The 24490-nt window shown below is 22.8% G+C and carries 21 protein-coding genes and 1 tRNA gene; 7 read left to right on the top strand and 15 right to left on the bottom strand.

What is annotated here, in order from left to right; genetic code table 4:
• Nucleotides 1-25: 25 nt before the first annotated feature.
• Nucleotides 26-2332 (bottom strand): UU173 family protein, encoded by a 2307-nt coding sequence (locus ACJA27_RS03455; RefSeq protein ID WP_406617910.1) that lies wholly within the window; start codon nt 2330-2332, stop codon nt 26-28.
• The gene (locus ACJA27_RS03460) at nt 2322-3173 is read right to left on the bottom strand and encodes an MAGa7180 family putative nuclease (RefSeq protein WP_406617911.1); all 852 of its coding nucleotides are present in this window, start codon (nt 3171-3173) and stop codon (nt 2322-2324) included. Before ACJA27_RS03460 ends, ACJA27_RS03455 begins: the two co-directional genes overlap by 11 nt.
• Nucleotides 3174-3307: 134 nt before the next feature.
• Here ACJA27_RS03460 and ACJA27_RS03465 point away from each other — a divergent pair.
• Nucleotides 3308-3381: transfer RNA gene (locus ACJA27_RS03465), tRNA-Gly, on the top strand.
• Nucleotides 3382-3458: 77 nt separating this feature from the next.
• Nucleotides 3459-3950 (top strand): deoxycytidylate deaminase, encoded by a 492-nt coding sequence (locus ACJA27_RS03470; RefSeq protein ID WP_406617912.1) that lies wholly within the window; start codon nt 3459-3461, stop codon nt 3948-3950.
• Nucleotides 3951-4020: 70 nt separating this feature from the next.
• Here the strand turns inward: ACJA27_RS03470 and ACJA27_RS03475 are convergent, their stop codons facing one another.
• Genes ACJA27_RS03475 through tapR form a run of 4 tightly spaced genes read right to left on the bottom strand, consistent with a single transcriptional unit; the run spans nt 4021 to nt 8085 of the window.
• A complete protein-coding gene (locus ACJA27_RS03475) occupies nt 4021-5694 on the bottom strand; it encodes a S41 family peptidase (protein ID WP_406617913.1) in 1674 nt (557 codons plus the stop codon).
• Nucleotides 5695-5736: 42 nt separating this feature from the next.
• Nucleotides 5737-6216, bottom strand: a complete 480-nt coding sequence (locus ACJA27_RS03480; protein WP_406617914.1) for a hypothetical protein — start codon at nt 6214-6216, stop codon at nt 5737-5739.
• Between the two features lie 10 nt (nt 6217-6226).
• Entirely contained in the window at nt 6227-7462 is a 1236-nt protein-coding gene (gene tyrS, locus ACJA27_RS03485) for a tyrosine--tRNA ligase (RefSeq protein ID WP_406617915.1), read from the bottom strand.
• A gap of 8 nt (nt 7463-7470) precedes the next feature.
• Nucleotides 7471-8085, bottom strand: a complete 615-nt coding sequence (gene tapR / locus ACJA27_RS03490) for a TyrS-associated PheT N-terminal domain-related protein TapR (RefSeq protein ID WP_406617916.1) — start codon at nt 8083-8085, stop codon at nt 7471-7473.
• Nucleotides 8086-8250: 165 nt separating this feature from the next.
• On the opposite strand from tapR, the gene cypl reads away from it, so the two are divergent.
• From cypl to ACJA27_RS03505, 3 genes are read left to right on the top strand one after another with little or no spacing between them, the layout of a single operon-like run.
• Nucleotides 8251-9447 (top strand): ABC transporter thiamine pyrophosphate-binding lipoprotein p37/Cypl, encoded by a 1197-nt coding sequence (cypl, locus tag ACJA27_RS03495; protein ID WP_406617917.1) that lies wholly within the window; start codon nt 8251-8253, stop codon nt 9445-9447.
• Between the two features lie 13 nt (nt 9448-9460).
• Nucleotides 9461-10198 carry an ATP-binding cassette domain-containing protein gene (locus ACJA27_RS03500; RefSeq protein ID WP_406617918.1) on the top strand — a complete coding sequence of 246 codons (738 nt, stop codon included), beginning with the start codon at nt 9461-9463 and terminating at the stop codon, nt 10196-10198.
• Nucleotides 10171-11919, top strand: coding sequence for an ABC transporter permease subunit (locus ACJA27_RS03505; protein WP_406617919.1), 1749 nt, complete (start codon nt 10171-10173; stop codon nt 11917-11919). The genes ACJA27_RS03500 and ACJA27_RS03505 overlap by 28 nt, the downstream gene beginning before the upstream one ends.
• 3 nt (nt 11920-11922) lie before the next feature.
• On the opposite strand, the gene ACJA27_RS03510 is transcribed toward ACJA27_RS03505, so the two are convergent.
• From ACJA27_RS03510 to ACJA27_RS03520, 3 genes are read right to left on the bottom strand one after another with little or no spacing between them, the layout of a single operon-like run.
• Entirely contained in the window at nt 11923-12612 is a 690-nt protein-coding gene (locus ACJA27_RS03510; RefSeq protein ID WP_406617920.1) for a DNA alkylation repair protein, read from the bottom strand.
• A gap of 34 nt (nt 12613-12646) precedes the next feature.
• On the bottom strand, nt 12647-13348 hold the full coding sequence (locus tag ACJA27_RS03515) for a ribonuclease HIII (protein WP_406617921.1): 702 nt from the start codon (nt 13346-13348) through the stop codon (nt 12647-12649).
• Between the two features lie 2 nt (nt 13349-13350).
• Nucleotides 13351-14259: a Cof-type HAD-IIB family hydrolase gene (locus ACJA27_RS03520; RefSeq protein WP_406617922.1), complete on the bottom strand. Its 909-nt coding sequence runs from the start codon at nt 14257-14259 to the stop codon at nt 13351-13353.
• Nucleotides 14260-14480: 221 nt separating this feature from the next.
• Here ACJA27_RS03520 and ACJA27_RS03525 point away from each other — a divergent pair, with 221 nt between their 5' ends.
• Both ACJA27_RS03525 and ACJA27_RS03530 read left to right on the top strand, forming a co-directional pair.
• Entirely contained in the window at nt 14481-16544 is a 2064-nt protein-coding gene (locus tag ACJA27_RS03525; RefSeq protein WP_406617923.1) for an Mbov_0121 family peptidase domain-containing ABC transporter, read from the top strand.
• The gene (locus tag ACJA27_RS03530) at nt 16519-16905 is read left to right on the top strand and encodes an MAG1140 family protein (RefSeq protein WP_406617924.1); all 387 of its coding nucleotides are present in this window, start codon (nt 16519-16521) and stop codon (nt 16903-16905) included. Before ACJA27_RS03525 ends, ACJA27_RS03530 begins: the two co-directional genes overlap by 26 nt.
• A 226-nt stretch (nt 16906-17131) precedes the next feature.
• Here the strand turns inward: ACJA27_RS03530 and ACJA27_RS03535 are convergent, their stop codons facing one another.
• The 6 genes from ACJA27_RS03535 to ACJA27_RS03560 form a co-directional block, all read right to left on the bottom strand.
• Nucleotides 17132-20101 (bottom strand): AAA family ATPase, encoded by a 2970-nt coding sequence (locus tag ACJA27_RS03535; protein WP_406617925.1) that lies wholly within the window; start codon nt 20099-20101, stop codon nt 17132-17134.
• A 352-nt stretch (nt 20102-20453) separates the two neighbouring features.
• A complete protein-coding gene (locus tag ACJA27_RS03540) occupies nt 20454-20774 on the bottom strand; it encodes a hypothetical protein (RefSeq protein ID WP_406617926.1) in 321 nt (106 codons plus the stop codon).
• Nucleotide 20775: 1 nt separating this feature from the next.
• On the bottom strand, nt 20776-21468 hold the full coding sequence (rnc, locus tag ACJA27_RS03545; protein ID WP_406617927.1) for a ribonuclease III: 693 nt from the start codon (nt 21466-21468) through the stop codon (nt 20776-20778).
• Nucleotides 21455-22480 carry a phosphate acyltransferase PlsX gene (plsX, locus tag ACJA27_RS03550; protein WP_406617928.1) on the bottom strand — a complete coding sequence of 342 codons (1026 nt, stop codon included), beginning with the start codon at nt 22478-22480 and terminating at the stop codon, nt 21455-21457. Before plsX ends, rnc begins: the two co-directional genes overlap by 14 nt.
• 14 nt (nt 22481-22494) lie before the next feature.
• Nucleotides 22495-24165 (bottom strand): DAK2 domain-containing protein, encoded by a 1671-nt coding sequence (locus ACJA27_RS03555; RefSeq protein WP_406617929.1) that lies wholly within the window; start codon nt 24163-24165, stop codon nt 22495-22497.
• Nucleotides 24158-24451 carry a hypothetical protein gene (locus tag ACJA27_RS03560; protein WP_406617930.1) on the bottom strand — a complete coding sequence of 98 codons (294 nt, stop codon included), beginning with the start codon at nt 24449-24451 and terminating at the stop codon, nt 24158-24160. Before ACJA27_RS03560 ends, ACJA27_RS03555 begins: the two co-directional genes overlap by 8 nt.
• Nucleotides 24452-24490 lie beyond the last annotated feature (39 nt).

Raw genomic sequence — 24490 nt, forward strand, 5'->3', positions numbered from 1 at the left:
ATAAAAAATCAAATAGCATTTTGTGTTATTTAATTTTGTTTAAAATAATTAATTTGTGATTTTTAAAGTCTATCCCATATGTTTGATTTTGTTCTAAATTTCATTCATATTTTTCTATTTCAGGAAATACATCAGCAACGATTTTTTGCACTAAATCATATGCTTCTATCATCATCATTACATCATTATGACAATAAATTTTTAAATTATTTGATGTTTCTTCTCATTCTTTATCGCCTATTAAACCTTGATGTCTATTAATAGCTTTTTCTAAAGCAAATAATCCATTTTTAACTTCTAAGCTAGCATATGATTTGATTTCATGTTTTAATTTTATGTGATATTTTGTAATTAACTTTTCTATTTTTTTAATAGAAGAAAAACCTCTTAATTCAAAAATATTTAAAAAAATTCCTTTGTCCAAAGATTTAAAATTATCTTTTATTATTGTCTTAGGCAAATCTAAACTTAAATTATTTTTATTATAAAAATGATATTTAATTTGACTTCTTTTATCTCCAATACTAATTGGATTAAATTCTATTAAAACATTATTATTTAAATAATTAATATCAAAATTTAATTTTCATTTTTTTAAAATTTCATTAGTTGAAGAAGAATCTGATTTAGTAAAAGGCTTGAATAAAATATTTAAATCAATAGTCTTATTTTTTATATGATTAACTATTTCTCTAAATTTTAAAATTGTTAAATTTGCATTATCAAATTTTTTTGTAAAATTTAAATCCTTCCCATAAGATTTTTCTACCAATTCTAAAAGTTGTTTATTTTTACTATTTTCATATCCTTGATTATAAACAACATAGTAATCTGCTGCATTTGCATAAACATTTACAACATTGTCTACCAAATCAAATAATTCTAATTTTGCAGGATCTTTAACAATATCTTTTGAATAAATTTCTTTCCCATTTACTGTTTCTATAATAGAAACTTGTGGAGTTACTTGTTGATAATGTTTTGCCCCATCTAAAATAGGCGTAGGTGTAGCTATTCCTTCATAGTCATATCAAATAATCCTTTTATCTTTTATATGTAAAAGAGATAAAAAATATAAAACATCTATTGTAAAAAAATCTGGAATAGTTCTTTCGTTATCAACAAGTGATTTTCAATTATCAAAATCTTCTTTTGAAAAAGATTTTACTATATTAAGATATTTACTAGAAAAATAATAATCTTCACCTAATTTATTTAAAAAATATTGTTTAATTTTATCTTTATTCACAAAAGTATCAATAGGATTTCTATATAATTCTGAATTGTAATTTTTCTTTTTAGTTGAAACATTAGATAACTGATCAACATAAGTATTTTCAAAATCTAAAAGAATCTTTTCATCAAATAATTTTTCAATATATTCTATATTTTCATCATAATCATTTAAAGACAATTCTTTATTAAATATAGAATTGTCTTTATTCATAATAAATATTGTGTCATTTGAATCTTTTTTTATAGAAGTACCTTTAAAAATTTCTCTTTCTTGAATCACATCTAAATAAGTTAATTTATCTATTGATTTATCATTTAAGTTTTTTTTAAAAAGGGGGCTGCAAAAATTTCATCCTTTATTTTCAATATCTTTATATGGTCAAAAATTGTTATTTATATCTAATATTTGATTCTTAGAAGCACTAGGACTTTTTTTAGTTAAAGAAGCTTCAGTTAAACAAAACGAAGCAATGTTGGCTTTTGTATCGACATTATTATCAAAAATTATTTTTTTAATTGAAGTTAAATTAATATTTTGTGATCTTTTAAAAACATTAAAAATATAGTCAGTATTTATATAATCTAAAACTTTAGTTTTAGATGTAAAACCATTGAAATATGCAATGTTTCTTTTTTTATCATAAGCAAAAAATGTTGTCATAACTAAAAAATCATTTTTTGTTTTATAAGCAAAACAAGGATTTATTATTAAAGAAACATTTTTATTGTTCATAGCATCTTTGGTAGTTATTATTTTCGTTTCTAAAGAATCAATATTTTTATTAATAAAAATATCTTTATTATCATATTTAGTAATAGATTTTAAATACTCTAATAGTTGTTTATTAATATTAACTCACATTTTTGTTGACTTATCATTATCATTTAAAGTTTTTAAATATTTTTTTTGATTTTCATCTCATCATAAATGAATTAATTTTTCTTCATCATCATCTTCTTCATCTAAATTTAAAAACTCTTGATTTTTGGAAGGTAATAATTGAGATTCTTCAAATTCATTTCAAATATAAAATTTTTGTTCAGTAAATAAATTTAAATATTGTTGATATTTAATAATTTTTTCTTTATTCTTCATAATCTAAATCTACTTTTCCTAATGTTTTTCATTTAGCGATTAATTCTTTTCATTCTTGTTCATTATGGCACTTTAAAAATTCAACTTGATCTCTATCTCTAATTGGATCATATTGTGGACTAATGCCTAGAACAGAATATTTTTTATAAAAATCAATTGTTCTTTTTATGTCATCTTCTACAATATTTTTATCAACTTTATACACATATTGTCTAATAATTCTATTTTCTAAATTACACTCATCAGGTTTTGTATAATCTTCTTCTTTTATAAAAGCAGCAACAATTGAATATCTATCATATCCCAATAAATATGCATATAATTGAGCTTGTTTTCTATAATCAAGAGGGACTGATAAAACATCTTTTCCGGGTTTCCCTCATATTTCTGCTTTTTTTTCATTAACTGTCTTCATTTCTAAAACAACTTTATCATTGGGCATAATTCCATCAGGAACCCCTTGTATAAATTCATATTTTCCTCTAAAATAATCATAGTTATAATCTTTTGCCTCTAAGTGTTCAATAACTTTATTAGGAAAATTCTTTTTCATTAAATCAAAAATTTTTGGTTCAATTGCTATTCCCGCTTTTACATATTTTGCAACCAAAACAGGCATCTTTAAGTTGCACATATGACAAAATGCTCCAAAATTAGATTTAAAAGAGTCTGTTTCTAACACATCAGCAATTGATGAACCCCCAAATTTTTTAAAACCTTTCCCATATTCTAATTTTTTGTTTAATAATTTATTATGAAATTCTGAAGTTAATTTCAACACTTGAGATTTTTCATCTAAAAAATAGTGAACGCCATTATAATATTTTCTTTTTGCAGCCATATTTTAATCATATAAAAATATAAAAATATAAATAGTAAAAAAGCATAAAATATAGCAAAAATTAAAAATGTAAAAATTTTTATTATTTTTATAAAAAATTTAAAAATTAATTTATTATTTTATATAGATTTTATGCGAGTATAGTTTAATGGCAGAACTTCAGCCTTCCAAGCTGACCATGAGGGTTCGATTCCCTTTACTCGCTCCATTTGTTTAAATACTCCAATCTAAATTGCTATTCCAAAAATAGCAATTTTTTTGTTCAATAGTAATAAAATAATATTTATGAAAAAACAAAACTCTTTATATTGAGATGGTTATTTTATGGGTTTAGCAAAAATATCTGCTTTAAGATCAAAAGATCCATCTACAAAAGTTGGTGCTTGTATTATTAATTCAAAAAAAAGAATTATTTCCTTGGGTTATAATGGAATGCCAAAAGGTAATGATGATGAATTCCCATGAGCTAGAGAGGGTTCACAAACAGAAACTAAATATGCTTATGTAATTCACGCAGAAATGAACGCAATTCTTAATAGTCAAGTAAATTTTGAAAATTGTACTATTTATACCTCTTTATATCCTTGTTCAAATTGTGCTAAAACCATAGCGCAATCTGGTATTACAGAAGTGGTTTATGAAGACGATAAATATCATAATACTGAAGACGCTCAAATAGCAAGAACTATATTAGAAACTAGTGGAATTAAAACTAGAAAAATTGATATTGATACAAAAGTTTCTATTGAAGTTGGAAATCAAAAATTTAACATTTAATTATTAAAATAAAAATGTGTTTCAAAAATAACACATTTTTATTTTTTACTTTTTTATCTATTTTATAGACTTATTCATTAACTAATTGTGAAAGTTTGTCATCATTATAGAAATCATTATAATCTAAATTTATATCAGGATATAAACCTCCTTCAGTAGACATAAAGGTATTATTTTTTTTATGCTTTAAAGCGCTATTAGAACTAATAATAATTGAAGTTCCATCAACTAAAACCATAGGTACTATAGAACACATTCCACCACCAGTTTTTTGTCCAATAACCTTTGCTATTTTCATCTCTTTAACTATATTTACAAATTGATTAGCAGCACTAAAGGTATTTATTCCTGCTAGCACATATCAATCATATTCTGTATATGCATCATCATCTTCATAATCACCATCACCATTTGCATCCACATCAACTCCAGTAGTATGAATAGTATCGTTTAAATTATTGTAACTATGATGCAATAATTTTTTATTAGTTAAGAATCCCAATGCTTTTCACATAGCAGCAGTATTGCCACCACCATTTAAAGATAAATCAATAATAATTTTTTTAATATTCTTATTATTTTTAATTTCATTCATTAAATATTTAAATAATTCATATGTATCATATTTATATGCTTCTGAACTAGAAATTTCTTCTTTTGTTCCAGTTAAAAATTCATCAAAAGAAATTACAGCAGTATTATTACCAATATATCTTAAATATCTATTACCTCATAATTTTTCTCGTTTTTTAGACAATAAATTATGTTTTTCATTATAAGCTTTTTTATAAGCACTTTGAATTTTTTCACCCAAATCTTTTATTTTTGCTTCCGGTTTATCATAAAAAGATAACATTGACATACTGGTATGTAATTCATTTAAATAACCATAGAAAAAATCAGCATAGGCTTCATTATAAACACTTGATTTTCTTGAAAGAATTTTTTCTTTATATTTTTTTAAAGAAAGAACATCTTTAAAATCATCAACATTTTTATATTCTTTTAACCCATAAAAATAATTCATTACTAATGATAAATGATTAAAAGTGGCCTCTCTAACATCTTTGGGTGCTTCTGTATTAGCAATTTTGCTTTTTCTAACATTTTCTATATATTTCATTCTGTCATTTAAACCAAAATCTGCTCCTATAATTTTTTCACTATTAAAATAAAGATTGTAATAATTAGGGCTACAAAATAAAGTATTAAATAAAGCAAAAGGAATTAAAGTTTTTTTATTAAATCTATAAACATCAAAATTATATTTATTTAAATCCATTACTATTTTTTCAGGTGAAAAATCTTTATAAAATGTTGTTGAGTATTTTATATTTCTTGAATAATCAGTTTGTTGTGTATCTTTAGTAAAATTGGAAAAATAACTACTATAAAATGAAAGTTTATTTTGTTTCCAATTAACATCTAAAGAGCCATTCCCTGTATAATAGGAAACTTTTGGAGAAATTCAAGATTCTTTTTTATAATAATTTTTTAAATCAAATAACCCTTCCAATTTTCTAATAGTTTCATTTATATCTACATATGGTACATTACTATTTTTATAGTAATAAAAACTAAATCTTTGAGTAGGAATATCATATTCATTGGATACATTATAAAAACTATAATTTTTTTTAGAAAAATCAGCTTCTTTATCCTCTTTATACAAATTAAAACAAGAAGTTGAAAATATTGGAACTATTAAAAGACTTGATAATAATAATGGTTTAATTTTTTTCATAATTTAATTATATGATTAAAAAAAATACCATACAAATGGTATTTAAAGTATTTGATTTTCTTCTTTTGTATTTAAATCATTAAAAACTTTTTTTGTTTTTTTATCAAAAATAAACAAAATTATTGATAGTGTAATATTAAAAAGAAAAATTCCAATATACCCTGTATATAAGACTATTATTAAGTGACTAATTGAATCCAAATTTTTAGCTATAAAAATAGCATCAATATAATTTCCAATTAGCATCAGTATAAAAATCAATATAAATGTATTAAGAATTGAAAATGTAATAACTGTACTTTTTCAAAACTTATTAGTTTTAAATTCTTTCGTTCATATAAAAGTAATTATTCCTAAAGTTGTTTCTGTAACAAAAAATGCTAAATATAATGTATATTTTAAAGCAGCAACTTTAAAAAGCAATCCCCAAAGAAAAAACCCTACTACCCCAAGAATAGAATTAATTAAACTAAATATTGATGCTAATAATATAAATAAATGTATTTTCTTTTGCTTATTCATAAAATTTCTCCTACTTCGTTTTTAAAAGAAAAACTTGTTTCTTTCCCTTATGCAAAAAAGCATATTTTTTAGAATAAAATTGAGGACTAAATAAATAATTTTCATCTATTTCTTTTCCATCAATTTTTAAGGCATTGTTATTTATAAATTCTCTGGCTTCTCTTTTTGAAAGTAAAACTTTTTCTTCAATTAATTTATCTATTAAATTAACATTTAATGAAACTTCTAATAAAGGCAAATAAATTTCCATTTTTTCTAAAGTTTTTAAATCTAATGAACTTAAATCATATTTTTTATCAAATAAAATGTTTGTAACTTTTTTAGCAATTTCCAGTTCTTCTTTATTATGAATATCTTTAACTACTTCAGAAGCTAAAATTTCTTGTGCATAATGTAATGAAGGATTTTCATTGTGTTTAGAAATTATTGTTTTTATCTTATTTATAGGTAAAAAAGTTAATCAAAACAATAATTCTTCAATTTTTGAATCGGGTTGATTAAATAAAAATTGATATAAATTATATGGAGAATTCATATTTTTATCTAATCACAATGAACCACCACCTGTAGATTTACCATATTTTTTACCATTTTCATCAACTAATAAATTAGAAGTTATAACTACAGCTTTATGATTATCACCTTCTAATTTTGAAATGACTTCTAATCCAGTGGTTATATTCCCCCATTGATCAGAACCGCCTAATTGCACAAAAATATTATGTTTTTTATATAAGTTATAAAAATCCCAACCTTGTAATAATTGATAAGAAAATTCTGTAAATGATAAACCATTATCTATTCTATTAGCTACAGAATCTTTAGATAGCATATAAGAAATATTTACAAGTTTACCTACATCTCTTAAAAATTCTAAAATATTCATATTTTTGTAAAACTCATAATTATCAATAACTTCTAAACCAAAATGTTCCAATTGTTTTTTAATAGCATTTTTATTCATTTCTAATGTTTTTTTATCTAGCAAAGATCTTTCAGCATCTTTAAATGATGGATCTCCTATCATTCCTGTTGCCCCACCTAAAATAGCATAAGCTTTAAATCCAGCATTTTTAAATCTTTTTAAAATTGATATTTGAACATAATTACCTAAATGTAAACTTTTAGCAGTAGGATCAAATCCAATGTAAACACCTGTTGTTTTAGGATCTAACTTTTGAAATTTTTCTAAGTTACTAATTTGTTTAAAAATTCCTCTTTGTTTTAATTCTTCTAATACTTGCATAATGTTCCTTAAAATTCAAACTCTTGTCCTATTTTATTTTTATATTCATTTTTATCCAAAAGAATAATTCCTTCTTTTTCTTGAATTATATTTAAAGATTTATAAGAGCATAACATTGCTTTACTTTTAAAATCCATTATTTTATTTGGTTTAATTTCTAATCCATTTGGCATCATAGCACCTAGTCTTGCTATAACTACTAATTCATTTTCTAATGAATTTAAAGTATTGGTTACTATAGGGATATATTTTTCTTCTTTTACATCTATATCTAATAAAAATAATTTATCTGATTTAGGATGTTGATATCTTTTAATAATTTTTCCAATTGTAAAATAAGTTTTTGCTTCTTTTTTATAAATAAAATTATTTTTTTGAATTAATTGATTTAGTTTTTCCTCATCTCGATTAGTTAAATGTGTCATTGAATAAAAACCTGTTTTATTAAGAGTTGCATTAAAATATTCACTATTCAATAAATTAATAGAATGAACATTATTTTGATTATCAACTAAAAAAATAAAATTTTCTCTTATTATTTTTTTAGTAATTTCAACATTTGAATTAACTAATACAATTGATTGATTTTTAAAATTATTATTAATATTAAAAAGTAAAGCCATAATAATATTATTTTACATTAATATATAATAAATATATAAACAAGGGTGCCTTATGGCTGAGATTATACCTTTTGAGCTGATCATAGTAATTTATGCGTAGCAAGTTTATTTATTTTAATTAAACATAGGTTTAATCTCTTTTATTATATAAAAGGAGATTTTTTTATGCTTTTTCACAAAAATACAAAAAAGAAATTATTTTTTTCTTCTCTCATAGTTGGAATATCTTTTTTTAATTTATCTTCTAAATGTAACAATAAAGAAAGAAACACTATAACCATTGGATATAACTATGATAATGGTTGAACAGAAGAATCAAAAAATGCATTTTCTAATTTATTAGCTAAAAAATATAAACAAATAATTAAAAATGATTCACAATTTAAAAATTTAAATTCAAATGTTATTTTTAAATTTAAAAAAATAAATGATAAAAATCAAATTCTTACTGATTTAATAACAAATAAACAAAATAATTTGGATTTAGGTATTTTATCTTATGGGCTTTTTGCAAATAAAATAAAAGAAAAAAAAGATTTGGAAAAATTTGAACCACAATTTATAGCTCAAACTAAAACTTATAAATTTATTTGAGATACTATTAATAATCCGCATTATTCTAATGGTTTAAAAAATGATAAATTAAGAAAATTAGCCGAGTTACAAAATAATGAATATTTTGATAAATATGGTGAATTTAAAAATTGATATTCTAATATTAATTTAAATTGAGATGGATCAAAATATAAAAATTTCTATAATGAAAACGAAACAACAGAATTTTATAGAGGTAATATTTTAATTTCTGGAAATGAAGCGATTATAAATCAAATTACAAAAGCTTGAGAACAGAGAGATTGAGAAAAATTTAAATCATTTGGAATCATACATGATAAAAATACTAGTGGCAGTAAGTTTAAATTTCAATTAAATTTACTTTCAAAACATTTTAATATTTCATATCAAAAACTTATAGATTTTTTTAATAGTCAAGATAATAAACAACATATACTTGGAAAAGCAAAAAAAATATTGGGTAAAGAAAATTATTATATTGCTTTTTCAGAAGAAGGAATTTTTAATTGAACCAAATCTAAAAAAGATAGTAATGATTTTAATCCTAATAATCAACAACATAAAATTAGAGTACTAACAACCACTGAAAATGCACCTTATGATGCTCTTTTAGCAAGATCTAAAATGTCAAAAGAATTAATATCATCTTTAAAAAAATTATTTAATTCTATAGAAACAAAAGAAAATGATTTTGGGATATATACAGGATATAATCAATTTTTATCTGGTGACAATGAATTGTTTTGAAAATATATTAATATGCAAAATAAAATTGAAAACAACTAATTTATAGGCAAATATGGAAAATATTATAGAAATAAACAATGTAAATTTATCATATGAAAAAAATATAAATATCCTAGAAAATTTAAATTTAAAAATTCCTAAAAATAGTATGGTAGCCATTATTGGAAAAAGTGGCGTTGGAAAAACCACATTATTTAATTCTCTATTAAACGATTTAAAAATACAAAATGGAGAAATAAAAATTTTTGGTAAAAATATAAAATCATTAACAAAAAAAGAATGAAAAAATATAATAAATAATATTGGTTTTTTGTCTCAAAAAAATAATTTAATAGAATTTGAAAATGTTTTTAGCAACATAAAAAAAACATTTTCAAATTATAAAAACTGATTTTATAGATTATTTGAAATATTAACTAAAAAACAAAAAGAAGATATTTTTGAAAAATTAAATGAATTAAATATATTAGATAAATTATTTACAAGAATAGATCAATTAAGTGGAGGACAACAAAAAAAAGTTGAAATAGCCAAATTGCTTTGCAAAAAAGTTGAAATAATTTTAGCTGATGAACCAACTTCAAATTTGGATTATCAAAGTTCAAAAATAATTTTTGAAACTTTGAAAAATATTAATTTAAAATATAAAACTTCTGTTTTAGTAATAACTCATAACTTAGATTTTTTAAAAAAATATTTTGACTACATAATATTTGTTGATAAAAAAAATACATGAATTAAACCAATTGAGGAAATAGATATATGAAAAATAAAAGAAATGATGAATTAAAAAAATTTTCTTATGTCAAAAAAATGTTTTTTTATCAAATAAAAAGTAATGACTTAATAACTAAAAAAACAATTAGACCATTTTGAAAACATCTATTCTCCATTTTATTAATATCAATAATAATTTTTTCATTATCTACATTAAATTTTTCATTTAATTATGAAGGTTTTAAATTATTTTGACAAAATATAAAAGATTTTTTTAAATTTTCAACAAATAGTACTTATTTTCAATTTGGTATAAAAAGAAATCTTTTTATTTTAAGTTTAATTTTTTTTTATAAAACATTTTCCTTAACATTAGTAGGTACTTTTTTAGGATTTGTATTAGCATTATTAACTAGCTATTTTGCTAATAAAAATACTTATAAATGGTATTCTCTCCCAATAAAATTATTAATTCTTTTATTAAGAAGTTTCCCTGAACTTTTATATATTTATTTGTTTTCAGGTTCAAAAATATTTTCAAATTATCTATCATTATTATTTATTTATGCTTGGTTTACTTGATTATGACTTCATAAATATTTTTTAGAAATATATGAAAATATTGATTATTCTTTTTATTTTATTTCTATTAAACAAGGAAATAATAGAATAAGAGCCTTTTTAAAAGAAATTTTTAGTAGAGTTTCTAATAGATTTATTTCATTATTTTTCTTTTCATTTGAAAGCAACATAAAATGAGGCACCATAATTTCTTCTCTTGGAGTTTTTGGTATAGGTTCCTTGATTGATTATGCCAATTATTCTCAAAATTTTACAGAAATGGGAATACCTATTGCAATACTTTTTTCTTTTTTAATTTTCTTAGAAATCATTTTTTATTTTATTAATAAATATTTATTACAAGCAAATACAAAAATATTAAATTCAAAGGAATATAAATATTTGTTAAAAAAAGACATTCCTTTTAGATCAATAATAAAATCAATATTGTTTTTTTCAATCGTTATATATTCAATAATTATTTTGTCCAAATTAGACTATAAAATAGGAAAATATGGAGAAATTAAAGAAATTTTTAAATATTTTTTTAATCCAAGTTTTATCAATGTTAACTATGCTATATCCTCTATATTTATAGAACTTATTCCATACTCTACATTAATATCTTTTTTAAGTTTTTTTGTCACCTTATTACTTTTACCTTTAACTTCTAGAAAATTGTTTAATAATAAAACATCAATAATTTTTAAAATAATAAATACATTTTTTAGAATTCTGCCTGTAATTTTTATTTTCTATTTGTTTTATCCAATTTTTAATTCCTCTTTATTTTTATTAATAATTTGTTTAATTTTTCATTCGATTTTCAAAAATATTAAACAAATAAATGAATTAATAGATAATGTTGATTTGAATATAATCAATAATTTTAGAAAGCAAGGATGAAATAAATTTTGAATATATACTAAATTTATAATGCCGTACATTAAAAAAGATTTAATATCAATATTTTTATTTAATTTCGAATTAAATACTAGAAATTTAATCACGTATTCTTTTTTAACTAAAGAACTCACTTTAGGAAATTTATTAAATGATTCTTTAAATGAAAAAAATTTAAAAATAGATGAAGCATTTGGATATATTTGAATTATTTTTATTTTTATATTTTTATCAAATTTAATTTTTTATTTTATAAATGAAATTTTAATAAAGCAAAAATATTGAAATTTATTAAAAATAATTATAAAGAATAAAAAACTAAGCAATTAAATGTTACTTTATTTTCAATGTCTTAAAATATTCTTTCACTTCTTTAGAAATTCTATTACTTTCAATAGCCTTTTGTAAAGATTTATTATGTATTCATTTATCTAAATTTCTATTTACAAAATATTCAATAGCTATGTTATATTGCTTTATTAAAGCAATTGAAAAATATCAAGCGATTGACATTTGTAAATAATATTCATTAGTTTTTATATTGGAAACTTTATTAAGAAATTCTTTTTTAAATTTTTTATCTAAAAAATATCTCATAAGTAAATTAATAGCAAATCTTTTTATATATAAATGTTCATTATCAATCCATACATTGATTTGAAAAATCAATGTATCTAAATGATTTTTAAAAATTTTAGGATTAAAAGAATCGCAAGTTGCTCAATTATCTATTTCAGGTAAAAATTTATTTATAGTTGTGATTAATGTTTCATAATTAGTGATCTGTTCAATAAAATATGTGCACAAATTCTTTTCTTCAAAATAAAAATGCTTATTATCAATATAATTCAAACAAAATTCTTTATCTTGCTTCCATAATTCTAAGGATATTTTTCTAAGAATTGGAATTCTGACTCCTAAAATTTTATTTTTATCAATAGTAGGTATTAATTTCGAAGTAAAATCTTTATATTTTTCATCTATGTGTTCTTGTAAAAATAAGAAAACCTCTTGCTCTGTCATATAAAAATTATAAAAAAAAACCTATATTTAGGTTTTATTTAGTCATATCAAAAGAAAGTTTACATATTTCTTTTTGTTTTTCATTAGGAATTTTGGTAAACAAATTTTTAGCAAAATCTTTAACTTTATTAGAAGAACCGAATGGAAATTCAAGATTATATAGATTATTCATCTCTTGCATTTTAACTAAATATAATTCTCTAGCTAAAATAGAAGCAGCAGCAACTGCTAAATTTTTTTCTTCAGCATGTTGAGCTAAAATTATATCTTTCTTTATTTCTTGTAAATTTGCTCAATTATTGTTAATAATTATTTTTTTATAATAACCATTGATACTATTAGTAGTTGAATATTGGTCAATAAAAACATAATCATATAAATTATTTGTTTTTACTTGAACTTGATTAATTGCTTTCAAATGAATAAACATTTTTAATTCATTAGCATTATAAGCAGTTTTAATAAGTTTATTATAACCACTAGGGTTTAAATGTGCTAAACCATAAATAACCAATTTTTTTAATTTAGGAGCAATTTCTAATATTTTATTATTAGAAATTTTTTTTGAATCTGTTACTCCCAAATTTAAAACTTTTTGATAATTATTTAATGGTATTAAAACTGCTGCTGCACATAAAGGGCCAAAATAATCCCCAACCCCTGATTCATCTACCCCAATAATTAATTTATTGTTTAAATCTAAATCAAAATTTTGATTTGCATCAATAAACTTCATTATTATTGTTCTTCTTTATCTAAATTACTTTTAACAATTTCTCTTGCTTTAGCAATCATTTCTTCTGGATGATCTAACAATTTATTTATAAATTCACCAACTCCACCTTCACGGTTAGTTTTAGTTAATTTAAATACTGCATTTTTCTTAACTTCTTTAGAAGGATTACCAACAGCTGCTGAAATAGTAGCAACTTTAAACATAGGAACATCATTAAATCCATCCCCAATAGCTACTGTATGATCTAAATCGACTTTATAATATCTTGAAAGCAATGATAAAGCTCTACCTTTATTAACTGCTACATTGGTAATATCAAAAACAGGGGTTAAACCTTCACCTTTTGATCAATAAGAAAATTCACCTAAATCTCCATATTTTGCTCTTAAATATCTTCTTAATTCTTCAACATTGGTTGTCTTTTTAACATCAAAAATAATACCAGTTGGTCTTAAAGGAATTCTATTAATATCGATTCCTACAATAAATTTTGCACTAGTAGCAAATCCAAAAACTCTTTCTAAGTCTTCATCACGGTGTTGCAATTGAACTCATCCAGGTCCTTCAATAGCAATATTTGAAACTTCTTTAGCAACAACAGGATCACCTAAAACGTATAACATTTCATTTAAATTTAAATAATGTATATAAGGAATAAAATTTTCATCCTTTGGATGATGAATTTGTGCTCCATTGTAATTACATACAACTGTATCTAATCCTAATTCTTCATAAATAGGTTTTGTACTTCTTCATGGACGTCCAGTAACTGCACAAACAATATGTCCTTCTTTTTGTGCTCTTTTAATAGCTTCAAAAGTTTTATCATGTATAACTCCAGTTGCGCTAGAAGCTAATAAAGTACCATCTAAATCAATAGCAAATAAAAATTTTTCTTTTTTGTTTTCCATATATTCTCGCTTTCTTATTTCAATATAGAAAGTAATAATTAATTAAAAAAATAAATTAATACATATAAAATATGACTTAATTTTATCATTTTTATAAAAATATATAAAAAATGTCTATGACCTATATTACCTTTTTATAGTTAAAAACTTAAAAAAGTAGAAAATACCCCTTATTTTTTTATTTTTTAATAAAAATTTAAAAAATAGACATATATAAGTGTATGAGAATAGGAAAACAACAAGATGTTAGAGATTGTGGACTAATTGTCTTGCAATCTTTTATAGATTATTACTATGATAAATGAATAGATATAGATTATCTAAAAATGCAAGCCTCATATGGTTCTAATGGAATTAGTTTAAAAAATTTAGAAGATATAGCTAATAAAAACAATTTAAATTTTGAGTCTTGTGAAGGAGATATGGAAGCATTAACTTCTCTCAGAAATAAAGAATTACCTATAATGATTCTTATTTTAGAAGAAGGCATTTATCATTATGTAATTTTAAAAAAAATAAATAAAAAAGAAGCTTTACTTCTGGATCCAGCAAAAGGAGAAAGAATAATAAAAATTGAATATTTAAAAAATATATACAAAGATATAGCGGTTTTCATTACAAAAATGAACAAGAATGATAGAAAACCACTAGAAAACAATGGACAATTAACAAATAAAATGCTGGGTATACTAAATGTTAAGAGTTATACAATTGGTTTAATTATTTCTTCGTTTTTAGCAACTATTTTATCTTTTGTTTCAACATTTTTTATAAAAATAATTTTTGATTTTATACTTCCAAATAATTTAAAAAAATTATTAATACTAATGTTTATAGGATTTTTATGATTAAACATTATCAGGTTTATTAATGACTATATTAAAAGTTATATTATTAAAAAATCCCAAAATTCCATTGAAATAGAACTAAATAAAAAGTTCTTTTATAAATTACGATATTCAAAAATTGTAGATTTAATGAAATTAAACAATGCAGATTTAATTAGAAGAATGAGTTATATAGAAAACATTTCTAATTATCAAGCAACCTTCACTTTTGCTATTTTATCCGAAATATTTACACTTATTAGTTCAACCATTATGCTTTTATTAATTAATTATTGGTTATTTTTAATTGTTTTAGGAATAGCTTTAATTTCATTACTAATTAATTTTTTATATCAAAACATTATTAAACAAAAATTTACTAGTTTTATATCTAAAGGACTTAAAAAAGGTATATCAGATTTAGATCATATTTTATCTATTAAAGAATTGGGTAATATAGATTACAAAAATTTTATAGCTTCAAGACAATTAATAAATCAAAATGAATATAAAAAAGAAGAATATTCTATATTTACTTCAACCACTAAAAAGAATTTAATTGATAATATCTTTTTAGATAATTTAAATTTAATTATTGTTTTTATTTCATCTTTATTTATTTTTAAAAACAAAATGACACCAGGAACATTAATGATGTTTATGTCAGGGACTGCTTTCTTTTTATCACCGTTTCATAATTCTATAGATTTATTATTAAGATATAGCATTATTCAAGAACAAATTAAATTAATTAATTTTGTTTTTAATTTTAAAGAAGAAGAATATTTTGAAAATGGAATTTTAATAGATAAAATTAATAAAATTAATTTGCAAGATGTCACTTTCGGTTATGAAAAGTACAAAAATGTACTTGAAATAAGCAATTTAAATATTGATCAAAACATTCAAATTATTGGAAAAAATGGAATAGGTAAAAGTACTTTTTTGAATATTCTAGCTAATAATTATGAACCAAATACAGGGCAAATAAAATTTAACAACATAGAAAAGAAAAATCTTCATATACCTTATTTAAGAAATAATACTTTTTATTCTAATCCTGGTATTTATTTACCCGAAACCACAATTTTCGAATATATAACTTTAAATAATGATGAATACATCAATACATTTAATAATAATTTAGAAAAATATGGTATTTATAAAATATTAAACGATATCAAATTAGATTTAAAAACTCAAATGAGTAATAACGGAAATAATTTTTCTAGTGGCCAAAAACAAATGATCATTTTATTAAGATTGTTTACTAAACAATATTCATTAATATTGTTAGATGAAGCATTTGAAAATTTGGATACCAATATTACTGAAAAAATATTTAAAGCTATTAAAGAATATCAAAATGAAAGCTTATTTATAGAAATTAGTCATAGCAAAAAATTCATCTTTAAAAACAAGGAGGTAGAACTTGAACAAATTAACCAAATTAAATAAAATGATTTGATTTTATATTTTAATTCTTATTCTTTTTTCAATTGTTTTACTTTATTTTATCTTAACACATAAAATTAATAAAAATGCTAATGTAAGATTAGAAGTTTTAAAAAACGGAGAATTCAATGTCTATTCAAATCAAGAAATAAGTTATTACATTAAGAAAAATCAAACAATTAATGTTAGATTTAATGAAAAATTTTATGAATTAAAAATTAAAGATTTTAATGTTACTAATGGTATTTTAAAAATAAATTTTTATAAATTACCAAAAGAAATGAAATTAATTCCTAACACCATTTTAAATGGGGTTTTCTCATATGATAAAACAACAATATTTAAACAATTAATTAATTTTTAATTTATAATAACAAATGAGCCGACATCGAGATTTTATCTAATGTCAAACTACAGTCTTAAAAGGCTGTTTTTATTTTTCTCCTATTTTATAGATAAATAAATAAAAAAAGAGGTTCACACCTCTTTTAAAGATAACCCAACTAAAGGTAAGATACAATTCTGTAAAAGCTATCTACTGTTAAATTACCTTTCCATATCTATCTAAGTTAATAGATAATAAAAATTAATTAATTTGTTTGAGTTGCTTTTTGTTGTTCTTCGAATTCATCAACCATTTTTTTAGCTTCTGAAAGCTTAACACTAAAGAATGAAGTTACCCCTCTATTTTGCATAGTAGCACCAAATAGATTGTCCATTCTACTCATAGTTCCATGTCTATGAGTAATAACTAAAAATTGAGTTTTATTTTTTAATGCTTGTAAATATTCTGCATATCTAACAACATTAGATTCATCAAGTGCTGCTTCTACTTCATCTAAAATACAAAGTGGTAAAGGTCTTGCTTTTAAAATACCAAATAATAAAGAAATGGCAATAAGTGATTTTTCACCACCAGAGAATAATTTAAGATTTTTAATATTTTTGCCTGGAGGTTGTGCTTCAATATCAATTCCTGATTCTAAAATATCTTTAGGATTTGTAAACAATAATTTAGCTTGCCCACCACCAAACATTGTTTTAAATACATTATTAAATTCTTCATCAACATCATGAACAATGTTTGTTAATCTGGTAATAATAATCTTATCCATATCAGCAATAGCGCTTTCTAAAGTTGCTTTTGCCGCTGATAATTCAGCTTCACTATCTGAATATTCTTTGAAACGTTTTTCTTCTTCTTCTAACATTTCTAATGATTCTAAGTTAACATTTCCTAATGCTTCAATTTCTGAACGTAATTGATCAACAATTTCTTGTGCTTGTTCACGATTCATTTCTAATTTAGCTTGTTGAGCTGCTATTTCATAAGTCATTTTGTAATGTTTTGCTAAACGTTCTCTTGATTGAGCAAGTAAAATTGATGCTTTCTCTTTTTCTCCAATTTTTGTAGCATAAGCATTAATTAAATTTCTTAATGTCTTTTCATAGTCACTTTTTAAAGTAGTGGTTGAATTAACTTCACTATTAACTGCTGCTAGTCTTTCAGATTTTGCTCTTAAAGAAGCTAAAATAGCATTCATTTTGCTTTCTAAAACTTGACGATCAAGTTCTGTTTGAGGAGCATTTTCTATAGAAAGTTTTAAATCTTCTGTAGAGTTTGAAACTTGTTTGATTTGTAAAGTATAATCATCAAATTCCCTTTGGGCGGTAATTCTATTAGAATTAATATTTACAATTTCATTTTTTAATTGTGAATCCAATTCATAACATTCACGACGGTAATTAGAAATTTCATTTAATTTAGTTTGAGTGGTACTAATTTTAGCTTCAATACCTGGAATAAGTTCTTGAATTTTATTCATTGTTTCTTCAAATCCTAATAATGATTGGTTAGTACTTTTTGCTCCACCGACCATAACCCCACCGGCTCTAACAATATCACCATCAGTGGTTACAACCATATATTTTCTTTCAAGTACAGCTGAAATTTTATTTGCTGCCGAAATATCAGAAGCAATAACTACATTACCTAACAAGAATTTATTTAAAATTTCATATTCTGGTTTAACAGAAACTACTTCATGAGCAATAGCAACAAAACCAGGATGACTTTGAATAGCTAAAACATAATCATCTCTAATAAGTTTTGGTTGAATAGATGTTAATGGAATAAAAGTTGCTCTACCACCATTATTATCTTTTAAGAAATTAACTGCTTTAACTGCTGTTTCAGCGTTATCTACAACAAGGTGTTGAGTAGCGTTTGTTAAAACTGCATCAATAGCAGGGATATATTCTGGATTAACTTTAATAACATCAGCAACAGTGCCTTTTAAACCTTTAAAGAAAGATTTATTTTCTAAAATGGTTTTTGTACCCTTAAATACTAAAGTATTATTTTCTTTTTGTTCTTTCATTATTGAATAACGGGTTTCTAATTTAAACAAATCACCTTTGTTTTTATTTAAACTAATGTTCAATAAATTAATTTCACTTGTATATTTTTCAATAACTTTATTATTTTCTTCAATTCTTACATTTGTATTTTTAATTTCTTGTTCATAAAAACTTAATTTAGCACCAGTTGAATTCAATAACTCTTTTAAAGTAGAAAGTTTTTCAGCATTAGTTGCTTGAAGTTGGCCAGAAGCTATCAATCTTTGACGTTCAGAGTTCTTAGCAATTAAAATATCTAAATTAGTGATTTTCCCTTTTAAAAATTCTAATTGATCAGATAAAACTCTAACTTCTTTTTCAAGGTCAACTCTATAAGTTGAATTTTGAGAAATTTTAATTTCAGATTCATGAATTCTATTTTCTAAATCTTTTCTAGTTTCATTAACTCCATCAAGTTCTTCAATTAATTTTCTTTCAATATCTCCAAAATATTCAATATTATCAACTAATAAACCTAATTCAACAGATTTAAGTTCGTTATTCTTTTCAATATAAATTTTTGCTTTTTCTGCTTGTTTTCTTAAAGGTGTTAATTTTCTCTCAATTTCAGAAATAACCAATCTAACTTGTTCTAAACCTTCTTCAGTACGTGCTAATTTTGAAAGAGCTTCTTTTTTTCTAAACTTATACTTAGAAACTCCAGCAGCTTCTTCAAAAATTCCTTTACGATCTTCAGGTGTTGCTTCTGCAATATCACTAACTGTACCTTGAGAAATAATTGCCAAAGAAGATTTTCCGATACCTGTTTCCATCGCAATATCTCTAATATCTTTTTGACGACAAAGCTGTCCATTCAAAAAATATTGGTTGTTACCATTTCCTCTTTCCAAAACTCTAGAAATTGTTACAGTTTCGTGTGGAATATTGTTATTACCATTTTTGTTATCAAAAGTTAAAGTAACAGTTGCTTTATTCATTTGTTTTGCAGTTTTTGAGCCAGCAAAAATAACATCATCCATGTTATCTCCACGTAATTCTTTTGCACTTCTTTCACCTAAAACTCATTTAATAGCATCATTAATGTTACTTTTACCCGAACCGTTTGGTCCTACTATACCAGCAACTCCACCATCTAAATTTAATGTAATAGGATCAGCAAATGATTTAAAACCGTGGGCTTCGATTTTAATTAATTTCATCTCTCCTCCTTATATAAATATTAATATTTATATTTTATTAAATTAATAAAATATATTAAATAAAAACTATGCATAGTTTCCATTATATTTTTTATCTAAAATTAATTGAACATACTTATTAAATATCTATATCATTACCAAAATATTTTCATTAACATTAATATCTAACAAAATTATTTTCACTAAAATTGTTCTTTTAATGATTATTAAATATTTTTAAATATGTTTTATATAGGACTTAATTTAAATTATTATTTTTTAAATTTTTTCTTTAATTCTTTTTAGAATAATTAATTTAATATAATTAAAAATAACATATTTAACTGTTTTATAGGTAAATATGTTATTTTTTTTAGTTATTATCTGTTGAATTATTAATAATTTTCTTCGTAAATCTTTTATTAATTAATCTTCTTTTGAAAGTTAAAATCATTTCATAATCTGGTTTATTTACAAATTTTTGACCATATCAATTTGGTTTATTTTTTTCTTGATTATGTTTAAATCATAATTCTTCAAATTCATCAGGGTTGTTATATTGTTCAACATAACTATAAGAAATATTTTTCTTCATATTTGTTAAAACTAATATTCAACCTTTTTTAGCCATTCTATTTAACTTTTCTTCAGTGTCCTCATCATTAAAACTTAAAACTATTTTATATTCATACATATTATTTACCTGCCAATTTCTTTAATGCATCTAATGCAGCATTTTCTTCTGCTTCTATTTTTGATTTACCTTTTCCTATCCCAAAAACATTATTATCATGAATGACTTTGGATTCAAAATAACCATCTTTTAAATTTAAATTTTCATAACGAATAGGGTTTTTGGTCATTCCATTGCCTTGAATATATTCTTGAAATTTACTTTTAGGATCTTTTCCATCTTGATCTTTTAAAACTAAAATAGTTGGTTCTAAAGTTTTAATAATAAAACTTTTTGCTTTTTCTATTCCAGAATCTAAAAAAATAGCTGCTACAAAGGATTCATAAATATCTGCTGCCACTTTAGACGATTTTAATACGTCTTGATGCATTAATCCATATCCTGTTAAAAGATATTTTAATAATCCTAATTCTTTAGTGATTTTTTCTAATGTTTTTGTTTTAACTATTTGGGATCTTAAAATGGTTAATTGTCCTTGATCTAAATCAGTTATTTTTTTAAACAAATATTCCGAAACTACAAATTCAATAATAGAATCACCTAAAAATTCTAAAGTTTGATAATTATTTTTTTGATTCTTTTTATCAAATGAACCATGAGTAAAAGCTTGTCTATATAAAGAAAAATTGTTAATTTTTATATCATATTTTTCTAATAATTCAGAAATGGAGTTTTCTTGATTAATTTGATTCATTATTTTCTTCTTCTATTTTATTTTTATTCAATAATTCTTCTTTAACTTTATCTAAAATTTTATTTTCAAGAGCTAATTTAATTTGACCTAAAGCACCTAAATATGCTTTATCATCGCTTCCACCATGACTTTTAATAACAATTCCATTAACTCCTGCTACTCAAGCAGCACCAACATTTCTATAATCCAAAGTTTCAGCAACATCGACAAAAGCACCTTTAGCTAGTAAATATCCTAATTTTCTTATGCTTTTAAGCATAATTTTAGATTTTAAAAGATTTTTAAAGCTAAGCATCGCTCCTTCTAAACTTTTTAAAACTAAATTACCACCATATCCATCTATAACAGCAACATCACACAAACCATTCATTAATGCTCTTGGTTCTATAAAACCTTGATAATTTAAACTTTGATCTGCTTTAATAAGCTCTGCTGCTTCTCTAGTTACTACTGGTCCTTTATAATCTTCAGTTCCTATATTAACCAAAGAAATTCTGGGATAATCATTATTTAGTAGAACTTTGGCATATACATTTGCTATTTTTGCTCATTCATATAAATAGTTACTTTTAGTTTCTAAATTAGCACCAACATCTAAAAGTAAGAATTTTCTACCTAATATTGTGGGCATTAAAGGCATAAAAGCAGCTCTTGAAACTCCTTCTAAACGTTTAACTCTAAAAGAAGAAGAAGCTAAATATGTTCCACTATCCCCTGATGATAAGCAAGCGTCAATTTCATTATTTGCCAACATATCTAGCATTTGATTCATTGAACTATTTTCTTTTAAGCTATTTCTTAAATTGGTAGTATCTAAAACACTATTGGAATTGTCTATAATTTGAAAATTTAAATTTTTATCTTTTTCAGTTATAAAACAATCAATTTCTTTTTTATTTCCTATAAGAAAAATTTTGTAATTTTGATTATTTCTTAAAAAAGTTAAAGTAGCCTTAACAGCTGCTTTAACTCCATTATCATTACCATTTACATCAAAACCTATTTTGTACATAAAAACCTCAATTCTTATTCAAAACCAATAATAAAGTTGTAATTTGGTTGATTACCATTTACTATATCAATTTCAATATCAAATTGTGATTCAATAAAATTAGCTAATTCATTTGCATCAACTTTTGAAGATTCATTACCATAATAAATTGAAATTAATTGAATATCGTCATTAACAATTTCTTTGATAGCATTTTTTGTAGTAACAATACAATCATCATTAGAAAAAATAATTTTTCCATCTAAAATAGCAATATATTGTCCTTCTTTAATTTTTACTCCATCAATTTTAGTTGAACGAATTGCTTTTGTAATTTCTAATGTTTTAGTCATTTGAATGGCTTCTTCTATCATTTCCTTATTTTCTTTAACAGTATTATCTTCAGAAAAATTCATCATAGCAGTAATACCTTGAATTTGACTTCTAGTATTAATAATATGAACTTTCTTTTCTTTAATAACTTGAGCCGCTTGTTGAGCAGCTAAAAAAATATTAGAATTATTTGACAAAACAAAAACATTTTTAGCATTTACGCTTTCAATAGCAGTAATAATATCTTTGGCAGAAGGGTTTTGTGTTTGACCACTTTCAATAATTTCATCACAACCATATTCCTTCATTCTACTAATAAAACCTGAGCCTAAATTACATGATACAATGCCACAATTCTTTTTAGTTTTTTCAATTTCTGGAGATTTTTTAGAATTATCATTTTCATTTAAAAGGTTGTTTTTATTTCTAGATTCATTGGCCTGTAAAACCATATTTTCTGATTTAATTTTTACAAACTCACCATATTTTTGAGCAAAATTTAATAAATTACCAGGTTTAATTGTATGTCCATGGACTTTTAATAAATTATCATCATTAACTACAACTAAACTGTTAGCATATTTACTTACTTCATTAACAAAACTATCTTTATTAAATTTCTTTGGTTTTGTTAAATCAACAATAAATTCTGTACAATAACCAAATTCGCCATCATAAACTTCACTATCATTAATTCATGTCGAAATTTCATTAGAAGTATTTGAAATTTGAATATCTTCTCCTTTTAATGAAGAAAGCATTCCTTCAAAAATTGAATACAATCCCTCAGCACCAGAGTCAGTAACTCCAACTTCTCTTAAAATTTTTAATTTTGTAGGAGTATTATCACAAGAAATTCTTGCTTGTTTTGTTATTTCTTCAAAAGTATCTAATAAAGTTTTTTCTTCAAGTTTTTCAACCATTTCATACACTTCTCTAATAACTGTTAAAATGGTTCCTTCAACTGGTTTTAAAACCGATTTATAAGCACGTTCATATGCTGATTTGATTGCTAACTTAAATTCTTCCCAAGATAAACCTTCTTTATTTTCACAAGCAAGAGCAAAACCTTTAAAAATTTGACTTAAAATAACACCCGAATTACCACGAGCTCCTAAAAGCATATTTTTAGAAATCTGACTAGTTAATAATCCAATGTTATTTTCATTATTAGGATCACTTTTAACAACTGAAGAAGCTGATTCAGCAGTAGAAGACATATTACCACCAGTATCACCATCAGGAACAGGAAAAACATTTAAGGCATCAATCGCATTTTTATTATTAAATAAATTATTAGCACCAGAGATGAAGATTTTTTTAAACTGTTTAGCACTTAAAAAATATGTGTTCAATTCCATTGTTTTAGTCATTTTCAATTCCTTCAATAAATATATTTAACTTATTAACTTTAGCATTTTGCATTTTCATTCTGTATCTTAAAGCTTCTCCAATTTGAGAAATTAACTCTTTAACATTGGTTCCCAAAATAACTACTAGAGTAGCTATAAAAACAAAACCATTGATATTTTCTTCCACTTTTAACACTGGTAAATTCTTTTGTTCAAGTATTTCCTCTGATGACAAGATAATTTTTCTAATTCCCGGCATAGATTCAAGAACATCAAGAAAGATCTTTTTTGCTTCTTCAATATGCATATTATTTATACCCCTTGTATTGTTTTAATCAAAAATTGG

Origin of the sequence: Mycoplasmopsis lipophila, from assembly GCF_045276895.1 — a bacterium.
In the GTDB taxonomy this organism is placed as follows: domain Bacteria; phylum Bacillota_I; class Bacilli_A; order Mycoplasmatales; family Metamycoplasmataceae; genus Mycoplasmopsis; species Mycoplasmopsis lipophila.